The following is a 19,099-nucleotide window of genomic DNA, read 5'->3' as shown; positions in this document are numbered from 1 at the left end:
CATCTTGCCAACGAGTACCGACACCTCGTGGGTTCCGATGTGTGGGCGCGGTCTCCTCCGTCCGGTTCTAGGCTGACCGGATGAGTGAAACGAACCCCACCCGCCTCACCCGCGAGTTCACCGCCGCCGGCGCGGAGATCGCCACGATCACCCTCGCGCACCCGCCGCTGAACCTGTTCGACCGCGCGCTGATGGACTCGCTGATCGCCGATATCGCCGCGGTGAGCAAGCAGCCGCCGCGCGCGGTGCTGATCAAGGCCGAGGGCAAGGTCGTCTCCGGCGGTGTCGACGTCAACGTCTTCGACGGGCTCAGCGTCGAGCAGGGCGCGCAGCTGTGGCGGGACCTGTTCGGCCAGATCATCCACCCGCTCGAGGCGCTGCCGTGCCCGGTGGTGTTCGCCGCGCACGGGCTCACCCTCACCGCGGCCTTCGAGATCTCGCTGGCCTGCGACATCATCCTGGCCGCGCCGAAGGCCAAGTTCGGGCTGGTCGAGACGGTCGTCGGGCTGACGCCGTCGATGGGCGGCCCGCAGCGCCTGGCCGAACGGGCCGGTTCCGGCCGCGCCCGCGAGTTCGTGATGACCGGCGACCTCTACGACGCCGCGACCATGGCCGAGTGGGGCGTGGTCAACGCCGTGCACGAGGACCTCGAGTCCGCCACCACCGCGCTGCTCACCCGCCTGGCCGAGGGCCCGACCCGGGCGCACGCCGCGACCAAGCAGATCATCGAGGCGTGGCGTTCCGGTGGTGTGGCACACGCGGATTCGGTGACGCCCGAGGTCTCCGGCGAGCTGTTCGACACCGCCGACCTGCGCGGCGCCGTGCGCAGTTTCCTCGAGGTCGGGCCCGGTAAGGCGACCTATCGCGGCGAATGACCCGCCCGAGTGACTGACAGCGATGTGATCCACGTCATATAGTCGGTGGTGCGGTGCCGCATCGACGTACGTGGAGGTCGGGGATGGGTCAGAACGAGAACGAGCAGGGCGCGACCATCATCGAGTTCCCCGCCAAGGGTGCGGCCGGGCGGCTGACCAGGGGTTCTGACGGCATCCTGCGCTACGGTGACCTCAATCCGGCCCTCACCGAGCTGCTCGATCTGCGGGTCCACTCGTTCACCGGCCGCGAGGCGGTGGTCGAGGTCGGTGGCCCGCGACTGACCTACCGCGAACTGTGGCACAGCGCCTCGCGCATCGCCGGCGGGCTGCAGGACCACGGCATCGGCTACGGCGATCGGGTCGCGGTGCACATGCCGACGAGCGCGCGCTGGGTCCAGGCCTTCCTCGGCGCGCTGCTCTCCGGCGCCGTGCCGGTGCTGGTGCCCGACACGCTGCCCGCCGCGATCGCCGAGCGCGTGATCGCCGACAGCCGTGCCGATTTCGTGCTCGGCCCCGACGGACCGCTGCCCGACAGCGCCGCCTACATCGACGACGGCGCGGCCCTGGCCGACCCCGCGCTGCTCTGCTACACCGGCACCGCGGCGCGGCAGCCGGTGCCGACCGGGGTGGAGCTGACCAACGAGAACCTGCTCTCGGCGGTGTCGTCGGTGGTCGGCGCGCTCGACCTGCCCGCCGACGGTCTCCGCAATCTGATGCTGCTGCCCTTGGCGCACGCCAGTGGCTGTGTCGATCAGCTGCTGCCGACCTTCGCCGTCGGCGGCACGGTCGTCCTGGCGCCACGCCCACACCGCCTCGCCGATGTGCTCGCCGCCGAGCGGATCGACACCGTCTCGGCCACCCCGCGCATCCTCGCGGGTCTGCTGCCCGAACTCCTCGGCAGCGGCGCCGGGCGCGGTGTCCGGCGGATCAGCAAGGCCTGTCACCGCTCCGAACGCGCCGCCGCGGCGGCGCCCGCGTCGCTCACCGCGGCGCTGCGCGCGCAGTTCCCCGCCGCGCGGCAGTGGTCGGTCTGGGGTGCCACCGAGACCAGCGGCATCGGCCTGATGGTCGACGACACCGACCGCGCCGAATCTGGCTCGACCCTCGGATTCGCCTTCGGCGGTACCGAATTGGCGCTCGCGGGCCCGCAGGCGCCCGCCGGGCGCGGCGAATTGCTGTGTCGCGGGCCGAATGTGAGCAGGCGCTACTGGAACGATCCCGACGCGTCGGCGGTCCGGTTCAGCGGAACGTGGTTCCACACGGGCAATCTGGTGAGCATCGACTCCGACGGACTGGTCAGCGCGGTGCTGCCGGTCCGCCAGCGCCGGGTCAGCGGGCTCTGACTCAGACCAGCCGGGCGCGCAGGGCCGCGCGCAGCGCGCCGGTGAGCCCGATCGCGCGCAGGTAGCCTTCGGCGTCGCCGTAGCTCTCGCGCACCGTGGTGTCGGCGGTGCGCAGGTAGTCGACCCGCACGCCGAGCAGGTCGTCGGACAGCTGCGCGCCCGCCGCGATCTTGGGCTCGAGCATCGTGCGCAGCGGCTCGACGGCGGCGTTGCTGGCCAGGTAGTCGGTGTAGACGTGGTCCTCGGTGACGCCGACCGCGCGCAGCAGGGTGGCCACGGCCCAACCGGTGCGGTCCTTGCCCGCCGCGCAGTGCACCAGCGCGGCGCCGTCACCGTCGACGACGGAGTTCGCGAGCCGGATGATCGCCTCGCTGGCCTCCGGCATCACCGGGAACGCCCGGTACACCTCGATCATGTGGTCGCGCGCGGAGACGGCTTCCTCGGCCTCGTGCGGCGGGGCCTCGCCCATCCGGGAGTCGAACGGGGTGACGTGCAGGCGGACGCCCGCGGGGAGCGAGTCGTGGCCGATGTGGTCGATCTCGGGCAGGCCGCGCAGGTCGTGCACATCGGTGACGCGCAGCGCGCGCAGGGTGTCGTGCCCGTTCGCGTCGAGACCGCTCAGCTGGGCCGAGCGCAACAACACGCCGGATCGGGTAGTCGCGCCGTCGGCGGTACGAAGTCCGCCCACATCGCGGAAATTGAAGGTGCCGCTCAGGGCGAACTGATCGGCGGGAGGCGAGAGAGTCACTCGACCAGGTTATCGGCGCGATTGTCGCCGCCGCGCCCGAGTTCGCTGTTCCGACACGCACTGTGTTGTGTCTGTTTCGTCGGGTGCCACTGTGCCGTCGCCCACAGGAAGTGGCCGGACCTGCGCCGACTTGTAGTATTGACCGGTAGTCCGACTGCGGCCCGGGGCGCCGAAGTCGCTCGAATGACCGAATTCAACCGTATGGTCGGTTTTACACAAGGTCGCATTCGGGTAACAAAACAATCTTTCAGTCTGAAAAGGGCGGCTGAATCAGTTCGTGAATCCAGAAAACCTTCTAAGATCGAGCTTGTTGGATAGGTTGATCCGCATCCGGACGATCTCTCCGCGAAGCTCGCACCGCCGCGGGCAGCGAAATTTGTTGCCGAGGAGTTGTCGTTGAGCGCCAGTCGTGAACTTTCCGAAACCTCGCTGCGACCTGCCGTGTGCCAGGCCGTCGAGGCGGCGGCCGCGAGCTCGGACGCCACCGGCGTACGGGCGCTGCGGGTGCTGCTGCACGCCGGGCTCAGTGCGTATTGGCCGCTGGTGAAGGCCGCGCCCGATCGTCAGGTCGCCGCGTACGAGGCCGCGCTGCAGACCCTGCGTCAGCGGTGGTCGCCCGCGGGTGAGACCGTCGGCGATCCCACCGCGACGTCGATGTTCCAGCGGATGGACGACGAGGCCATCAGCTTCCTCGGTCTCTCGGCCCGGCTCTCCGGCACCGAATGGCTCGAGCCGCTGGATTCCGTTGCCACGTACATGGTTTCGGTGATCCACGGCGCCGTGCTGCGCTGGCTGGCCGACGGCAACGACGAGACCACCCTGGTGGTCATCGACGATCTGGTCGGCTGCCTGACCCTCAAGGCTGTCGAGGCCTGAGCATCGCCAGTGCTGGACGACTGACCAGATAGGTGGTTCAGTAGTCGGGTGACCCACACGACATCGCTGCACGATCTGCACGCGGCGACCGCCGAGCTCGACCCGCCGCTGGCCGCGGTCGACCTCGCCGCGCTCGACGCCAACGCCGCCGACCTGGTCCGCCGCGCGAACGGCGTCGCGGTCCGGGTCGCCAGCAAGTCGGTGCGCTGCCGCGCGGTGCTGGAGCGGGTGCTCGGCACGGGGCTCACGGCGCAGGGTGGCTTCGCCGGCATCATGGCGTACTCGCTGCGCGAGGCCATCTGGCTGGCCCGCCTCGGTGCCCGCGACATCCTGCTCGGCTACCCCGTCCTCGACCGGGCCGCGCTCGCCGAACTCGCGGCCGCGCCGACCCTGCTCAGCGCGATCACCCTGATGATCGACGACGTCGCCCAGCTCGAACTCACCCGCGCGGCCCTCGGGACCGACACCGTCCACCCGCGCGTCTGCCTCGATGTCGACGCCGCCCTGCGCATCGGCCCGCTGCACCTGGGCACCCGCCGTTCGCCCGTGCGCAGCCCCGATCAGGCCGCGGTGCTGGCCACCGAGGCGCGCAGGCGCGGCTTCGAGGTGGTCGGAGTGATGACCTACGAGGCCCAGATCGCGGGCCTGCCCGACAGCAATCCCGCCGTGCGGGTGGTCAAGCGGCTGTCGGCCATCGAGATCGGCCGCAGGCGCACGCAGGTGCTCGACGCGGTCCGCATGGTGACCGGGCCGCTCGAGATCGTCAACAGCGGCGGCACCGGTTCGATCGAGGTCTCGATCACCGATCCGGATGTCACCGAGGTGACCGCGGGCTCGGGCCTGTACGTGCCGACCCTGTTCGACCACTACCGGTCCTTCACCCCGCGCCCCGCGCTGTTCTTCGCCACGCCGGTCCTGCGCAAACCCACCCCGAGCATCGCCACCGTCTTCGCCGGCGGCTACATCGCCTCCGGCCCCGCCGGGCCGAGCCGGGTCCCGCTGCCGGTCTGGCCCGCGGGGCTGAAGCTGCTCGGCGCCGAAGGCGCGGGCGAGGTGCAGACTCCGCTCGCCGGCGGGGCCGAACTCGAGATCGGCGACCGCGTCTGGTTCCGGCACGCCAAGGCGGGCGAACTGTGCGAACGGTTCGCCGAGATCCACCTCGTCGACGAATCGGGTTCGCGCACAACCGTTCCCACCTATCGCGGCGAAGGTCAGTGCTTCGGCTGACCGCCTGCCGTCACCCCGCGCAGCCGGTCGACGGCGAGGACGTGACTGCTCGGCGGTGACAGCGCCAGCAGTGCCGCGGCCGCCGCGGCGCTGAACACCGATGCGTTCAACGGCGCCTCGAAGCCGCTGAAGAAGAACATGGAGCCGCCGAAGGCGACGAGTGTGACCGTGCCGGCGATCGCCGTCCAGCGCAGTACGATGCCCAGTATCAGCGCGATGCCGAGGACGATCTCCACGCCGGTGGCGGCCCAGGCGGTGACGTCGACCAGTGCATCCGGCAGGTAGGGCGCCAAGTCGCCGACGTAGCTGGTGAACGATGTGAAATCGCCCCAGGCGACATTGCCTGTTCCCGGGTCGCCCCACACTCCGAATCGGTCCGCGACGGCGGACAGGAATCCCGCGCCGAGCGCCGCACGGGTGAAAAGAGTTGCCGCGGCCCATGTTCCGCGCTGATCGCCGATCGTCCGCGGCTGTCCGGTGGTGTCGGTGAATGCCATGCGTCTGCCCTGTCTTCCTGGTGGTCGGGTCGTGTTCGACCGGGAAACGGAAGCGGAATCATCTTCCGATAAACAGATACGGCAGGGTCGAAGGGGCTGTCAAGACCCCGCCGCCGTTGGGGTGGTCAGGCGGGGTCGTGCGCGGGGGTTCGTGGCGTGAGGCCGGCGAGGGTGATGTCGACGAAGCGTCGCCAGTCGCCCAGGTTCGCGCGGGCGACGGTCGCCAGGGCGCCCACGACCATGTAGAGGTCGTCGAAGGTGGTGTCCTCGCGCAGGGTCCCGTCGGCTCTGCCCTGGTCGACGAGGGTGGTGCCGAGTTCGCGCAGTGCGAGCGCGACCTCGCCCCGGGGTGCGGTGTCGCCGAGAGCCGACTCGATCAGGCCCGACAGGGTGCGTCCCTCCTCGTGCACCCGGCCGACGCGCGACAGCAGGGCGCGCACGGCTTCCCGGCCGTTGGGTGCCTGCGCGGATTCCGCCCGCGCGAAGTCGAGGATTTCGACGAAGCGCTGTTCGGCGACGGCCGCGATGAGGGCCTGGCGGGTGGGGAAGTGGCGATAGACGGTGCCGACGCCGACGCCTGCGTCGCCCGCGACTTCCGCCATCTGCACCGCGTCGCCGCGCTCGGCGAACAGCCGGACGGCGGCGTCGAGCACGTTGGCGCGGTTGCGGCCGGCGTCGGCGCGGAGGCGGCGCGGTGGAGTCGTCATGGGTCCTCGGCTGATCGGAACGGGATTCCGATTGTGCACAGTACCGGAGTCCGGTCGGGTGATTTCCCGCCGTTGACAGCGCCGGCGGCGAGGTGTCATTCTTTCGGAACCGGAATCCTATTCCCCTTACGAACGAGGTGCGCAATGCCCGATGACCGCTTCTTCCTCCTGGACGCGGACGCTTCCCGCCCGACCCGAGTGCCACTTCCGCCCTGGGCGAGGGTCAAAGCGGGCGTCGACGACACGCAGGGGCGATTCACCCTGATGGAGAACCGCGGCGGTGGTGACATCCCGCCGCACGTGCACGACACCTTCGACGAGTTCGTCTACGTGATCGACGGCGCGCTCGGCCTCGACTACGGCGGGGTGACCCACGAGGTCACCTCGGGCATGTGCTTCCTGGTGCCCAGAGGAGTCACGCACGCCATGCGCAACCTCGGCGAGGCGCCGGTGCATGCGTTGCAACTGTCGGCGCCCGGTGGCTGGGAGCGCTACCTCGAAGACGTCGCCGAGGCGCGCCAGAGCGGTGACTGGACCGGGGAGCGCGACTGGGCCAGGGCCGACGAGCTCGGCAAGCCGCACGGCATGCGCTACCACCTCGGCGAGGGCGATCCCGGTGGATGGGGCGACCGGGACCGCTTCTATCTCCTGGCCAGGGGCCAGGCGCGGCCCGGCCGGATCCCCGTGCCGCCCGCGTTCAGCGTGAAAGCGCGCACCGATGACACCGACGGCCTGTTCTCGGCACTGGAAGTCACTGTCGCCCAGCCGATCCCGCGCCACACCCATCACGTGGCCGACGAGTGCGTCTACGTTCTCGACGGTGTGCTCGAGGTGGAGTTCGACGACCGCGTCCACACCGCGGGCCCGGGGCAGTTCGTGCTGCTGCCGCACGGCGTTCCGCATGCGCTCCGGCCTGGCTCGACACCGCCGCCGCGGGTCGTGCAGATCTCCTCGCCCGGCGGCTGGGAGTGTGTCGTCGAGGCGATCATCGAGCATCGCGCCGAGGTCAGCTCGGGCGGGCGCTTCGATCCCGCCGCCCTCAATCGCTACACACGGCGCTATCACGTGGTCTACGAGGAGAACTGAGCACGGGCGCGCGTGCCTAGGCCAGCAGCTCGGTGACCTCGTCGTCGGAGAGCTGGTGGAAGTCGTTGTAGGCCATGCCGACTCCGCCGAGTTCGGCCGGTGTCCACAGGCAGACGAGTTCGTCGCATTCGCGCCGGACGCGGCGGGCGGCCTCCGGTGACGACACCGGCATCGCCACCACCAGGCGCTCCGGCCGCTGGGCGCGCGCGACGCGGCACGCGGCGACGACGGTCGCGCCGGTCGCCATGCCGTCGTCGACGATCACCACGGTGCGACCGGTCAGCGGGATGGGCTCCGTGGTCCGCAGGACAGCCTGGCGGCGGGCCAATTCGGCGCGTTCGGCCCGCTCGACCGCGTCGAAGGCCTCCTCGGTGACGCCGCCGCGCTCGACGACGTCGCGGTTGAGCACCAGTACGCCGGTCTCGCCGAGTGCCGCCATCGCCAGCTCCGGTTGCCACGGCAGGCCCAATTTCCGCACCAGCAGCACGTCCAGCTCGCCGCCGATCTCGGCGGCCACAGCGGCAGCGACCGGCACACCGCCGCGCGGCAGCCCGAGCACCAGGGGGCGCGTGTCCCGCAGGTGTTCGAGGGCCGTGCCGAGGGCTCGGCCCGCCGCGGCGCGATCCGGATAGACCATCGCCTCGAACGCTACTCCGCCACGGGCTGCTGCGAAACGCGCTCGGTGACCTCGAACCGGCGCAAGGCCAGGCTCGGATTGGCGGTGCGGACCCGTGCCACGTGCGCCGGGTCCACCGTCGCGGTGAGCACGCCCGGCTCGTCGCCGAGTTCGGCGAGCACGCTGCCCGCCGGGTCGACGATCATCGACGCGCCCGCACCGCGCGGCGCGCACTGATCGGCGGCCGCCACATAGATCGTGTTCTCGATCGCGCGGGCACGCAGCAGCGTCGTCCACTGGTCGACCTTGGCCGGGCCGGGAATCCACTGGGCGGGCAGCAGCAACACCTGGGCGCCCGCGGCGGCGACACGCCGACATCCCTCCGGGAAACGAAGATCGAAACAGGTCTGCATGCCGAAGATCACACCGTCGACGGTGAAGGTGGCGGGCGCGACGAGCGGCCCGGCCTCGACCACGTCCGATTCCCGGTGACCGAACGCGTCGTACAGATGGACCTTGCGATAGACCGCCACCCGCGCGCCGTCGGGCCCGTGAGCCACGAGCGTATTGCTGATCCTGCTCGCGCCCGGCGTCGGCTGCTCGACGACGCCGGCCACCAGATACACCCCGAATTCCGCCGCGAGCGCGCTCAGTCCGCTGGTGAACGGGCCGTCGAGGGGTTCGGCGATCGCAACCACCCGCTCGTCGAGGCGGGTCACCGCGTACATCGAGTACTCGGGGGTGAGTACCACCCGCGCGCCCGCCTCGGCGGCCCGGCGGACGTGTTCGCGCAGCGTCGCCAGATTGGCCGCCGGATCGGTCTCCGGAGCGAACTGGACGACCGAGATGGGCACCTCGACGGGTGCCGGTTCCTGATGTGCTGACCCGTTCTGCAGTTGCATAGGTCTCACCGTATTCACCCGGTGGCCGGGACAGCTACCGCCAGGCAGTAAACTGCTGGTCAATGAGTACCAATGAGGTCGACAGCGTTCCTGCCGACGACGACAGGCACGAAGAAGGCCCGACTTTCGCCGATCTCGGGATCGATGACCGCGTCCTCGCGGCCATCGCCGATGTGGGCTATGAGTCGCCGTCCCCGATCCAGGCGGCGACCATCCCTCCGCTGCTGTCCGGCGCCGACGTCGTCGGCCTGGCGCAGACCGGTACCGGCAAGACCGCGGCCTTCGCGATCCCGATCCTGATGGGTCTGGACACCGCGCAGAAGAAGCCGAGCGCGCTGGTGCTCGCGCCGACTCGTGAGCTCGCCATCCAGGTCGCCGAGGCCTTCGGCAAGTACTCCGCGCACATCCCCGGCCTGCACGTGCTGCCGATCTACGGCGGGCAGAGCTACGGCGTGCAGCTGTCCGGCCTGCGGCGCGGCGCGCACGTCGTCGTCGGTACGCCCGGTCGCGTGATCGACCACCTGGAGAAGGGCACGCTCGACCTGTCGCAGCTGCGCTACCTGGTGCTCGACGAGGCCGACGAGATGCTCAAGATGGGCTTCCAGGAAGACGTCGAGCGCATCCTGCGTGACACGCCGAACGACAAGCAGGTCGCGCTGTTCTCCGCGACCATGCCCGGCGCGATCCGCAAGATCTCCAAGCAGTACCTGAACGAGCCGGTCGAGATCACGGTCAAGTCCAAGACCCAGACCAACACCAACATCACCCAGCGCTACGTGCAGGTCTCGCACCAGCGCAAGCTCGACGCCCTGACCCGCGTGCTCGAGGTCGAGGACTTCGAGGCGATGATCATCTTCGTCCGCACCAAGCAGGCCACCGAGGAGCTGGCCGAGAAGCTGCGCTCGCGTGGTTTCTCCGCCGCGGCGATCAACGGTGACATCGCGCAGAACCAGCGCGAGCGCACCATCGGCCAGTTGAAGTCGGGCGCGCTCGACATCCTGGTCGCCACCGACGTGGCCGCGCGCGGTCTCGACGTGGAGCGCATCTCGCATGTCGTGAACTACGACATCCCGCACGACACCGAGTCCTACGTGCACCGCATCGGCCGCACCGGTCGTGCCGGTCGATCGGGCCAGGCCCTGCTGTTCGTCGCGCCGCGTGAGCGGCACCTGCTCAAGTCGATCGAGCGCGCCACCCGGCACCCGCTGATCGAGATGCAGCTGCCCAGTGTGGACGACGTCAACGCCACGCGCGTCACCAAGTTCGGCGACATGATCACCGAGAACCTGTCCTCGGACAATGTGGCGCTGTTCCGCAAGCTGATCGAGGACTACGAGGCCGAGCACAACACCCCGCTGGTCGACATCGCGGCGGCGCTGGCCGTCGGTGGCTTCGACGGCGACAACTTCTTCATGGAGCCCGAGCCGGAGCCCGCGCCGCGGCGTGAGCGCGATCGGGACCGGGACCGGGACCGCGAGCGGGCCCCGCGCCGCTACGACGACGAGGACCGGGGCACTCGCGGCCCGTCGTTCTCCCGGGAGAGCGGCCAGGAGCTGGCGACCTACCGGATCAGCGTCGGCAAGCGGCACCGCGTGGTGCCGGGCGCGATCGTCGGCGCCATCGCCAACGAGGGCGGACTGCGCCGCAGCGACTTCGGCCACATCAGCATCCGGCCCGACTACAGCCTCGTCGAGCTGCCCGCGGACCTGCCGCACGAGACACTGGAAGCGTTGCGCCGCACCAGGATCAGCGGCGTGCTGATCCAGCTGCAGCCCGATCAGGGCCCGCCCGCGCAGCGGCTGAACTCGCGCGCGCCGCGGCGGGACCGTGACTTCCGGCCGCGCACGGAGCGGCGCAAGCCGCGCTCCTGAGCGCGGGTGGCTGCTCGGCGTTTGCTCGACATGTTCGGCGGGCGCGCCCTGGACGCGCGTCGTGCTGGTTAAGGTGTTTGCCGTCGGGTGTGCGTGAACACAGCAGGAGGGCCGCGGTTGTTCGTCTCCGGTGATCGGGTGATCGGTGCCGTCGGCGACCTCGTGCGCGCGGCGGACTGCGAGTTCGCGCTGCTGCGCGCCGTCGACGCCGCCCTCGGCAACCTGCCCGGCGCCGCCGACACCGCTGTGCCCGTCGTCCACGCCGCCGAGGTGTCCCCGGAGGTGGTCCGCCACTTCGGCGACGCCTTGGTCCGCGTCGACGCGGCCGACGCGCCCGGCGCCACCACCGCCGCGCGGATCACGGCCCTCACCGCCGCCGCCGAACAGACACTCGCCGCCGCCCGCGCCGGCGCCGCCGCCATCCACGGCGCGGTGTTCTTCGACGGCCGATTCGCCTGCGGGGTGGATCTTCTGATCCGCGACCGGCACACCGGCCACTACCGCCTGCACGCCGGTGTCGGCACTGGTGTCGCCCTGCCCTTGCCGGACCCGGCCTACGGCGCGCCGTACCCGGAGTGGGCCGGCCGAGCCGAGAATGCCACAGCCCCTACCGCTTCCGCTGACAACGCCTGGATCACGGCCGACGGTGTCGACGGCGGTCCGGCTCCGGTTGGCGATGCTGGATCGGAGTTGGTAGCGGCTGGTGGTGCTGCCGGTGCTGGGCTGGGTCGATCTGTGGCTGACGCTGACGGCTCGGGCCAGGTTGTGGCTGACGGCATAGGGCAGGAGTGGGCATCGGCTGGTGGTGCTGGGTCGGGTCGGGCTGTGGCGGACAGTGCCGGCTCGGGCCTGGTGGCTGAGGGTGCTGGGCAGGGCTGGGCTGCGGCTGACGATGGTGGTCTGATCTCAGAGGCCGGGGCGGGCTCGGCATCGGTGGCGGCGGCTCGGCGGGCCTCGGAGGATCCTCGGGTGCTGCGGCGTGAGCTCGCGGCCGGGCGGACGCCGTTCGAACGGGCGACCGCGTCGGTCGGTGTCCGGGAAGCGGATTCGGCGCGGGCGATGGTGCGGGCGCGGCTCGCTCTCGCGGCGTGCGCGCGGGCGCTCGCCGAGGCCGGGATCGGTGTCGATCCGTTGGCCTCGCTGACGACCACGGCGGGGGAGCGGCGGGCAGTGGCCGCCGAGCTGGCGCCGGTGTATCTCGCGCGGCGGGCGCGGCTGGAGCGCATCATCGAGGAGAAGTCGTCCGAGTTGTTGCCGGTGCAGTGGGGCGATCCGCGGTATCTCGCGTGCGGGCGCTGCGCGAGTTGCCGCGAGGCCGTGCGCACCGCACGGGATCTGCTGCTGGTAGCGGGGATTCGGCCCACCCAGCGGGCCCGGTTGCGCGACGCGGGTGTGCTGACGATCGACCGGCTCGCGACCACCGCGACGCCGGTTTCCGGTCTCACCCCACGCACGGTGACGTCCTTGCGCCGCCAGGCCGAGATCCAGTTGCAGCGGGAGAGCACCGGCGCGCCGGCCTTCGCGCTGCGCGACGCGACCGCCCTCGGCGCCCTGCCCGCACCGTCGGACGGTGACCTCGCCCTGCTCATCGACCTCGACGCGCGCGGCGCCGTCGACACCGTGGAACTGGCCGACGCCCGGTCGACCGTCTACCGCCCGACGCTGTCGGGCGCCGTCGAGGCCGAAGTGCTCGACGAACTCCTCGACATCATCGGCGAACACCGCGCGACCGACCCGAATGTGCGTGTGTACCACTACGGTTCGAGCGTGCGCACCGCCCTGCTGGACTGGGCCGGGCGCCTCGGCACCGGCGCCGACCTGCTCGACGAACTCCTCGCCGGCGGCGCGCTCGTCGACTTGGCCCCGATCACGCGCACCGCGCTGCTGATCGGCGAACAGTCCTACGACCTCGCCGGCCTCACCGCCCTGCTGCCGCCGACCCGCCCCCGATCCACCGACGCCGAGCCGACCGGGCACTTCCGCTCGCACGTCGACGCGATCGAATCGGAGCGAGCCACAGCTTCCGATCCGGCGACGCTCACTCCAGGTGGACCAGTGGGCGCGGGCGGCAGGGCCGGGCAGGTGCTCGCGCTGCGTGATTGGTTGCTCGAGCGGGCGGACGAGGCGGGGGTCGAGGTGCCGGGCAATCGATTCGCGGTGGCGGAGTCCGATGTGCCGCCGTCCCTGCGGACCGGGTCGCTGGAAGCCGCGCTCACCGAATTCGCGGCGGGCGCCACCGGCACGGCCGCGCGCGCCGCCGCGGTGACGGCCGCCGTGCTCGGATACCACCGCCGCGAGCGGCAGCCGCGATGGTGGGCGCACATCGATCGGCTCGGACATCCGGTCGGGGAATGGGCCGACTCGCCGGGTGTGCTCGTCGCCGAATGGGGCACCGTCGACACCAAATGGCATCGCACACCGCAACTTCCGACGATGCGGCGCTATCTCACGCTCACCGGCAGGCTCGGCACCGGCGCCACGCTCACCCCGGGCACCCAGATGGTCACCATCTACGACGGGGCCGCCGCGGCGGGCATGACCCAGGCCCTCGGCCGCCGCGCCACCGCCACCGCAACCGTGCTCGGCTGCGCGGTCGACGCGAACTTCGACGACACCGTCCGCCTCGAAGAGCTGCTGCCCGCGGGCTGCCCGCCCTACGACGACCTGCCCGCCGCCATCGCCCCCGGCCCGCCCGACGGCGAGGCCGAAATCGAAGTGGCGCTGGAACTCACGGCCCAGGACCTCTTGATGACGCTGCCCGGCGTCCCCGAGACCGCGGTCTTCGACCTGCTGCTGCGGCGCGCGCCCCGGCTGCGCGACGGCATGGCGCTACCCGAGGTGCACGGTGACGTGGCGGCCGCGCTCGCCGGCGCGGTCGGCGCGCTCGACGCCTCGTACCTGACGGTGCACGGTCCGCCCGGCACCGGTAAGACCGGCACCACCGGCCGCGCGATCGAACGGCTCGTCACCCGGCACCGGTGGCGGATCGGCGTCGTGGCGCAGTCGCACGCGGTGATCGAGCGGATCTTCGACGCCGTCGTCGACGCCGGGCTCCTGCCCGAGCTGGTCGCCAAGAAGGACGTCGCCTCGGTGGGTCCCGAATGGTCGGCGATCGACGCCGAACGGTACCCACGCTTCCTCGACAACGCCGTCAACGGCTGCGTGATCGGCGGTACCACCGCCGATTTCGTCGACGAGAACCTCATCGCGCCCGGCGCGCTCGATCTGCTGGTGGTCGCCGACGCGGGCGCGAGTTCGCTGGCCGATACCGTCGCCGTCGCGGTGAGCGCCCGCAATCTGCTGCTGATCGGCGATCCGGTTCCGGCGCGTGCGCAGGCCGCGCATCCCGAGCCCGTCCAGATGTCGGCGCTGGAGTGGCTGTGCGACGGCGCCGCCACCCTGCCCGAGGAGCGCGGCTACTTCCTCGACCGCACCTGGCGCATGCACCCCGCGCTGTGCGATCCGGTGTCGGCGAGCTGCTACGACGGCCGTCTGCGGTCCAGCGAAACCATCACGCTCGCCCGAGATCTGGCCGGTATCGCGCCCGGCGTGAGCACCGTGCTGGTCGAGCATCGGGGCAGCGCCACCGAGTCCGACGCCGAGGCGCGGGAGGTGGTGCGCCGGGTGCGGGCCCTGCTCGGGGAGACCTGGACCTCCGGCGGCCAGGCCAGGCGGCTGCACCCGCACGACGTGTTCGTCGTCGCGCCCTACGCCGCCCAGGTCGCCCGCATCCGAACCCTGCTGGCGCGCGCCAAGATCGAGGACGTGCTCGTCGGCACTCCCGACCGCTTCCGTGGACGCGAGGCGGCCGTCGTCGTCCTGTCGATGACCACCTCCACCCCCGCCGACGCCCCCTTCGGCATGCGAACCCTGCTGTCGCGCACCATGATCCACGCGACCCTGTGCCGCGCCATGTGGAAGGCCATCGTCATCCGCTCGCCCCTGCTCACCGAATACCTCCCGGACACACCGGAAGAACTCGACGCGTTGGCCGCATTCCTCCGCTTGAGCTAGCCGGCCCTCATCGGAGGTCAAGCACGGCCTTGCCGTCCAGGCCGCCCGCCAGCAGCGCCTCGATCGCCTGATCCGCGCGGGTCCAGTCGCCGCGCCAGGCGATGCTCGGGTCGAGATCCCCCGTGGCGACCCGGTCGGCCAGCCAGCTCAGATCGGGGCCGAGCTGCGCGCAGGAGAGCAGGAAGAACGTGGTGAGCGTGCGGTCGTGGCGGCCCTGGTCGCCGAACAGCGCGCCGTACGGGAAGGTCTCACCCGCCGCGGCCGCGTGCCCGACCGCGACCAGCGTGCCGCCCTGCCTGAGGCGCGTGTACCCCTCGACCAGGGCGGAACCGCCCACCATGTCGATGATTCCGTCTACCTCGGCGGCCAGGTCGGCCGGACCGGCGACAACCTCGTCGGCGCCCAGCGCGCGCAGCGCCGCGCCGCGACCCGCGGGGTCCGAGCTCGTCGCGATGACGTGGGCGCCGCCGCGCGCGGCCAGCTGCACCGCGTAGCGCCCGACGCCGCCACTCGCGCCGACGATCAGCACGCGCCGTCCCAGGATCGGGCCGAGCCGGTGCAGTGCGCGGAGCGCGGTCGCACCGGCCACCGGGATCGTGCTGATGGCGCCGGGGTCGGCGCCCGCGGGCACCACGCCGAGCAGCTCGGTGTCCACCGCGCGCAACCGCGCCCACCCGCCGGTCTCGCCGAGGGTGACCACCGGGGTGCCGACCGGGGGTCCTGACCCGTCGGCGGCCGCCCGCACCACGGTGCCGGCGGCGTCCCAGCCGAGGACCGCGCCGTCGGGGGCGGCGGCCAGGCCGAAGCGCACCTCGCCACTGTTGAGCGAGGTCGCCGACACCTCGACGAGGGCTTGATGTGGAGCCGGGACGGGGTCCGGTACCTCGCCGAGCCGCAGCCCGGTCGGGGTGGAGTGGTCGACTATCAGTGCGCGCATGGCACAGCGCCTTTCATGGGAGCGGGATCTCAGGCCAACATGCCACTCAGTGGCAAAAGCTGTCAAGGGGCAAAGGCTGCCAAGGCGCAATGGTCGGTTAGACTGGCGTCCATGGCTGATGTCGCGGCGCACCGCCTGCCGCTGCGCGAACGCAAGAAGCAGCGGACCAGGCAAGCGCTGGTCGACACCGCGCTCGAACTGTTCACCGCGCGCGGAGTCGACCACACGACCCTCGACGAACTCTGCGATGCGGTCGAGGTCTCCAAGCGCACGTTCTTCCGCACCTTCGCCAGCAAGGAAGATGTGGCCATGGCACCGCTACAGGACCTGTGGACGGCCTTCCTCGACGAACTCGCCACCGCCGATCCCGGCACGGGTACCCTCCTGGCCACGTTGCAGGACGCCGTGCTCACGGTCGTGGCGCGCATGCCCGCCGACGGCTGGGCCGAACGCGCCGTGCTGAGTCACCGTCTCGCGCACGTCACTCCGTCGATGAGCGCGCACAATCTGCAGTTCTGTGACCGCACGGTCCGCGCCGCCCTCGAGCTGCTGCGCGATCGCTACGGCCTCGATCCCGCCACGGACCCGCGCCCGCGGCTGGCACTCGACATCCTGATCGCCGCGTTCCATTGTGGCCTCGAAACATGGAGCGTGCGAGGCACTCCCGTCGACACCGCGATGCTCGCCGCGGATGTGCGCGATGCCTTCGCCGCGATCCCGGCGGCGCTCACACTGGTCCCGCGGGCGGCTCAGTGATCGGTTGGCGGAATTCGGGAGTGTGTTCGGCCCGGGCTGCCACCGAAACCGCGATGCTCCCTGCCATCGCCCGCTGGGACGTTCGCACTCTGCGGTGTGGCGTGGCCGTTTTCGCGGGGCGAGGCCGAGGCGTGGTACACGCGTCCGCGGTGGTCAGACGTTGCGCAGCAGTCTGCGTAGCCAGTCGGTCGAGCATTCGGAAGTGGCGGGGGCGATGTCCACCCGGTGGGCCGCGTGTACGAGGTACCGGCCGTCGCCGGTGACATCGATCCAGGACAGGACGCCGGTGGGCGTTTCCGTGTTGCCCGCGGCGACGAGGATCTGGCCGATGCCGGTGCGTGCCCGCTGGAGCAGGCGCCGGATGCGGGCGGCATCGGACGGCCCGGCGACCGGCGCGGTGACGAGGTCGCGGCTGTCCTCACGGACCCTGGCCGCGAGAGCGGAGAGCCGGCCGCCGGTGCCCGGCGGCTGGGCGGGAAGGCGCGAGAACACCTGGGCGGCGAAGCGTTTCGTGCTGCCGACCTGGACGTGCACGGTGCCGCCCCGATCCTCGGCGCTGCCAGGTTCCTGGACGGCGAGCACCGCCACGTCGCCGGTGACGGCGCCGAGAATCCGGACCGGCGCGGCGGCCTGCCCGCTCACCTCCACGCGGATCTCCGGCTTGGCGAGCACCCGCAGCGCTGCCGACAGGTCGGCGTCGAGCACCTGTGCGCACCAGGCGTCGAGCGCGGGTTGCTGGGCGGCGCGTTCGGCGGTGTCGCGGGCCGAGGCGCGCACCGCGAGCGGATACGGGATCCGGTCGCCGTCGGTGCGCGCCCAGGCCAGGGCGAACTGATCCGGGGTGAGGTGCCAGTTCACTCCCGGCCGGTCCACTCACCGAGCACGGCGGGGCTGGTCGGCTCCATCTTGCCGATCAGCGCGTTCACTTCGTCGGCGGGCTCGAGGTACGTCGGTTCCTCGTCGAGGTAGCGCAGGAAGTCGTCCTCGTCGTCTTCGTCGTCCTCGTCCTGCCTGGGCTGGGGACGCGGTCCACCGGGTGGCCGCGTGTGATCGGCGGCCACCATCGCGCCGCCCATCAAGCCGCCGATCGCGCCGGCGCTCATCCCCGCCGCCGCGTCCCCGCTCGCCCCGACCGCGTCCTGCCGTCCCTCGGCGGAGGCCTGCGCGGTATCCGTTCCGCCGGAGTTCGCGCTGCTCGTCTGCGGTGCGCCGACCGTTCCCGAAGACGACCCGGCTGCCGCGGAGTGCGTTGTCGCGGCGGAAATCGGTGTCGCACCGCCGGTTCCGGTGGACGTCCGGTCGGTGGACGGCCGGACGCGGCGGGCGCGTGGGTCGGTCGCGGGGAGGTGGCCCACCGGAGCGATCGAGGAGGCGGCCGCCGGTCCGCCGGTCTGCGCTACCGGAGCGGCGGCGCTCAGCGTCGCGCCGGTGGACTGGACCTGCGCGGCCGCCGCGACGGTACTGCCCGGAGGCGCGTAAACCGTTGCCGCGGTAGTGGCTCCGCTGGTCTGCGCGCCCGCCGCTGCCGTCGCGTCGGCACTGATGTCCTCGGACGCGGTAGCGGCTGGGTTTCCCGCGACCGGAACGCCGTTGTCGGACGCGGACGCGACCGCCGCGGCACCAGGGCCGCCCGCCGTCACACCGAGGCCCGCGGCCGGCGCGGCCGCACCCCCTACCTCCGTGGGAATGTCCGGAAACGCCGGAACCCCCGACCCCGTCGGCACGAATGCCCCGGCGTAGATCGTCTCCATCGCCTGCACCGCGTCCAACCGCGCGTTCTCGGCCTGCCGCACGATCGCGGCATTGTTCCCCGCCTGCTCGGAATCGATCAGCGCGGCAGTCGGATCGGGTTGTGCCGCCGTAGGTTCGGCGACGGCGGCGCGAACGGATTCGGCCGCGTCACCCGCCTGGCTCAGCCGCACACCGACCGCGGTCAGCACATCCGCGATCTTGCGGCCCGCCTGCTCGAAGTCGCGGATCGCGTCGACGGCCTGCTGGGCGGCCGCGCCGCGCCAGCCGTCGGCGATGGCGGCCCTGATCTCGCCGTGCGCGTTCTCCACCTCGTCGCCGAGCCCGGTGGAGGCGGCGAGGAACAGCTGGCCCGCGTTGCTGAGCGCCGCCGGATCGAGCTGGCGGACGGCCTGATAGATCTCGGCGTGCGAGAGATTGTCGAAGACCTCGACGGCGGGCACGTAGTCGGGATCGGTGCCGGGCGCGCGGCCGGAGATGCTACGCATGGCCATCACCCGGCACCTGGAGCTGGGCGACCGCGTCGGACAGTGCGCGGTCACCCTCCTGATAGGCCGCGCCCGCCGCGCGGAACACCGCGGCCAGCTCGCGCGCGGTGCTCGCGTAGGTGCGCAGCTGGGTCAGCGCGTCGGCCGCCTTGTCTTCGAAGCCGGTGCGCAGCGCGGTGCCCGACGGGAGCCCGCCGAAGCCCGGAATCACCTCGGTGGCGCCGAGCGCGAGCAGCTGGGCTTCCACCGCGTCGGCGAGGCGCTCGTAGCGCTGGGCGCAGCGTTCCGGCGCGCCGTCGGCGACCAGCAGGCCGTCGATCCACAGCCCGCCCTCGTCCACGGCCTGGCCGAGCGCCGCCGTATTCGGCAGTCCTGTTCGATTCGGTTGCACCGGTTCCCCCTTCATC

17 protein-coding genes are annotated in these 19,099 nt (G+C 71.7%); 8 read left to right on the top strand and 9 right to left on the bottom strand.

What is annotated here, in order from left to right:
- Positions 1-80 precede the first annotated feature (80 nt).
- On the top strand, positions 81-875 hold the full coding sequence (locus tag QH270_RS09540) for an enoyl-CoA hydratase/isomerase family protein (protein ID WP_280340227.1): 795 nt from the start codon (positions 81-83) through the stop codon (positions 873-875).
- A gap of 83 nt (positions 876-958) precedes the next feature.
- On the top strand, positions 959-2,218 hold the full coding sequence (locus QH270_RS09535; RefSeq protein ID WP_280340226.1) for a class I adenylate-forming enzyme family protein: 1,260 nt from the start codon (positions 959-961) through the stop codon (positions 2,216-2,218).
- 1 nt (position 2,219) lies between these two features.
- On the opposite strand, the gene QH270_RS09530 is transcribed toward QH270_RS09535, so the two are convergent.
- Positions 2,220-2,966 (bottom strand): tyrosine-protein phosphatase, encoded by a 747-nt coding sequence (locus QH270_RS09530; protein ID WP_280340224.1) that lies wholly within the window; start codon positions 2,964-2,966, stop codon positions 2,220-2,222.
- A gap of 396 nt (positions 2,967-3,362) precedes the next feature.
- Between QH270_RS09530 and QH270_RS09525 the strand changes: the two genes are divergently transcribed.
- Positions 3,363-3,842 (top strand): TetR family transcriptional regulator, encoded by a 480-nt coding sequence (locus QH270_RS09525; protein WP_280340222.1) that lies wholly within the window; start codon positions 3,363-3,365, stop codon positions 3,840-3,842.
- A gap of 48 nt (positions 3,843-3,890) precedes the next feature.
- Positions 3,891-5,069: an alanine racemase gene (locus tag QH270_RS09520; RefSeq protein WP_280340220.1), complete on the top strand. Its 1,179-nt coding sequence runs from the start codon at positions 3,891-3,893 to the stop codon at positions 5,067-5,069.
- Here QH270_RS09520 and QH270_RS09515 read toward each other — a convergent pair.
- Positions 5,054-5,566: a MauE/DoxX family redox-associated membrane protein gene (locus QH270_RS09515; RefSeq protein ID WP_280340219.1), complete on the bottom strand. Its 513-nt coding sequence runs from the start codon at positions 5,564-5,566 to the stop codon at positions 5,054-5,056. The genes QH270_RS09520 and QH270_RS09515 overlap by 16 nt on opposite strands.
- A 125-nt stretch (positions 5,567-5,691) precedes the next feature.
- A complete protein-coding gene (locus tag QH270_RS09510; protein WP_280340217.1) occupies positions 5,692-6,273 on the bottom strand; it encodes a TetR/AcrR family transcriptional regulator in 582 nt (193 codons plus the stop codon).
- Between the two features lie 144 nt (positions 6,274-6,417).
- Here QH270_RS09510 and QH270_RS09505 point away from each other — a divergent pair, with 144 nt between their 5' ends.
- Entirely contained in the window at positions 6,418-7,359 is a 942-nt protein-coding gene (locus QH270_RS09505) for a cupin domain-containing protein (protein WP_280340215.1), read from the top strand.
- Positions 7,360-7,375: 16 nt separating this feature from the next.
- On the opposite strand, the gene QH270_RS09500 is transcribed toward QH270_RS09505, so the two are convergent.
- Together QH270_RS09500 and QH270_RS09495 are read right to left on the bottom strand one after the other, a co-directional pair.
- Positions 7,376-7,996: a phosphoribosyltransferase gene (locus tag QH270_RS09500; RefSeq protein ID WP_280340214.1), complete on the bottom strand. Its 621-nt coding sequence runs from the start codon at positions 7,994-7,996 to the stop codon at positions 7,376-7,378.
- 11 nt (positions 7,997-8,007) lie between these two features.
- Positions 8,008-8,877 carry a carbon-nitrogen hydrolase family protein gene (locus QH270_RS09495; protein ID WP_280340213.1) on the bottom strand — a complete coding sequence of 290 codons (870 nt, stop codon included), beginning with the start codon at positions 8,875-8,877 and terminating at the stop codon, positions 8,008-8,010.
- A 62-nt stretch (positions 8,878-8,939) separates the two neighbouring features.
- Here QH270_RS09495 and QH270_RS09490 point away from each other — a divergent pair, with 62 nt between their 5' ends.
- Together QH270_RS09490 and QH270_RS09485 are read left to right on the top strand one after the other, a co-directional pair.
- Entirely contained in the window at positions 8,940-10,748 is a 1,809-nt protein-coding gene (locus QH270_RS09490; RefSeq protein ID WP_280340212.1) for a DEAD/DEAH box helicase, read from the top strand.
- Positions 10,749-10,841: 93 nt separating this feature from the next.
- Positions 10,842-14,762, top strand: coding sequence for a bifunctional RecB family nuclease/DEAD/DEAH box helicase (locus tag QH270_RS09485; protein ID WP_280340210.1), 3,921 nt, complete (start codon positions 10,842-10,844; stop codon positions 14,760-14,762).
- A gap of 7 nt (positions 14,763-14,769) precedes the next feature.
- Here QH270_RS09485 and QH270_RS09480 read toward each other — a convergent pair whose 3' ends face one another.
- Positions 14,770-15,699, bottom strand: a complete 930-nt coding sequence (locus QH270_RS09480; RefSeq protein ID WP_280340209.1) for a zinc-binding dehydrogenase — start codon at positions 15,697-15,699, stop codon at positions 14,770-14,772.
- Between the two features lie 111 nt (positions 15,700-15,810).
- On the opposite strand from QH270_RS09480, the gene QH270_RS09475 reads away from it, so the two are divergent.
- The gene (locus tag QH270_RS09475) at positions 15,811-16,455 is read left to right on the top strand and encodes a TetR/AcrR family transcriptional regulator (RefSeq protein ID WP_280340208.1); all 645 of its coding nucleotides are present in this window, start codon (positions 15,811-15,813) and stop codon (positions 16,453-16,455) included.
- A 153-nt stretch (positions 16,456-16,608) separates the two neighbouring features.
- On the opposite strand, the gene QH270_RS09470 is transcribed toward QH270_RS09475, so the two are convergent.
- The 3 genes from QH270_RS09470 to QH270_RS09460 are packed head-to-tail and all read right to left on the bottom strand — an operon-like array spanning position 16,609 to position 19,083.
- A complete protein-coding gene (locus tag QH270_RS09470) occupies positions 16,609-17,313 on the bottom strand; it encodes an ESX secretion-associated protein EspG (RefSeq protein WP_280340206.1) in 705 nt (234 codons plus the stop codon).
- On the bottom strand, positions 17,310-18,698 hold the full coding sequence (locus tag QH270_RS09465) for a WXG100 family type VII secretion target (protein WP_280340205.1): 1,389 nt from the start codon (positions 18,696-18,698) through the stop codon (positions 17,310-17,312). The genes QH270_RS09470 and QH270_RS09465 overlap by 4 nt, the downstream gene beginning before the upstream one ends.
- A complete protein-coding gene (locus QH270_RS09460) occupies positions 18,685-19,083 on the bottom strand; it encodes a hypothetical protein (RefSeq protein ID WP_280340204.1) in 399 nt (132 codons plus the stop codon). Before QH270_RS09460 ends, QH270_RS09465 begins: the two co-directional genes overlap by 14 nt.
- Positions 19,084-19,099 lie beyond the last annotated feature (16 nt).

Source organism: Nocardia neocaledoniensis (genome assembly GCF_029868625.1).
GTDB lineage: Bacteria > Actinomycetota > Actinomycetes > Mycobacteriales > Mycobacteriaceae > Nocardia > Nocardia neocaledoniensis_A.
This window is presented reverse-complemented; position numbering and strand designations above follow the sequence as displayed.

What these genes read in the sequence shown, in the direction of transcription:
- QH270_RS09540 (WP_280340227.1), top strand. Translation starts at nt 81, where the DNA reads ATGAGTGAAACGAACCCCACCCGCCTCACCCGCGAGTTCACCGCCGCC.
- QH270_RS09535 (WP_280340226.1), top strand. Translation starts at nt 959, where the DNA reads ATGGGTCAGAACGAGAACGAGCAGGGCGCGACCATCATCGAGTTCCCC.
- QH270_RS09515 (WP_280340219.1), bottom strand. Translation starts at nt 5,566, where the DNA reads ATGGCATTCACCGACACCACCGGACAGCCGCGGACGATCGGCGATCAG.
- QH270_RS09510 (WP_280340217.1), bottom strand. Translation starts at nt 6,273, where the DNA reads ATGACGACTCCACCGCGCCGCCTCCGCGCCGACGCCGGCCGCAACCGC.
- QH270_RS09505 (WP_280340215.1), top strand. Translation starts at nt 6,418, where the DNA reads ATGCCCGATGACCGCTTCTTCCTCCTGGACGCGGACGCTTCCCGCCCG.
- QH270_RS09500 (WP_280340214.1), bottom strand. Translation starts at nt 7,996, where the DNA reads ATGGTCTATCCGGATCGCGCCGCGGCGGGCCGAGCCCTCGGCACGGCC.
- QH270_RS09495 (WP_280340213.1), bottom strand. Translation starts at nt 8,877, where the DNA reads ATGCAACTGCAGAACGGGTCAGCACATCAGGAACCGGCACCCGTCGAG.
- QH270_RS09490 (WP_280340212.1), top strand. Translation starts at nt 8,940, where the DNA reads ATGAGTACCAATGAGGTCGACAGCGTTCCTGCCGACGACGACAGGCAC.
- QH270_RS09480 (WP_280340209.1), bottom strand. Translation starts at nt 15,699, where the DNA reads ATGCGCGCACTGATAGTCGACCACTCCACCCCGACCGGGCTGCGGCTC.
- QH270_RS09475 (WP_280340208.1), top strand. Translation starts at nt 15,811, where the DNA reads ATGGCTGATGTCGCGGCGCACCGCCTGCCGCTGCGCGAACGCAAGAAG.
- QH270_RS09465 (WP_280340205.1), bottom strand. Translation starts at nt 18,698, where the DNA reads ATGGCCATGCGTAGCATCTCCGGCCGCGCGCCCGGCACCGATCCCGAC.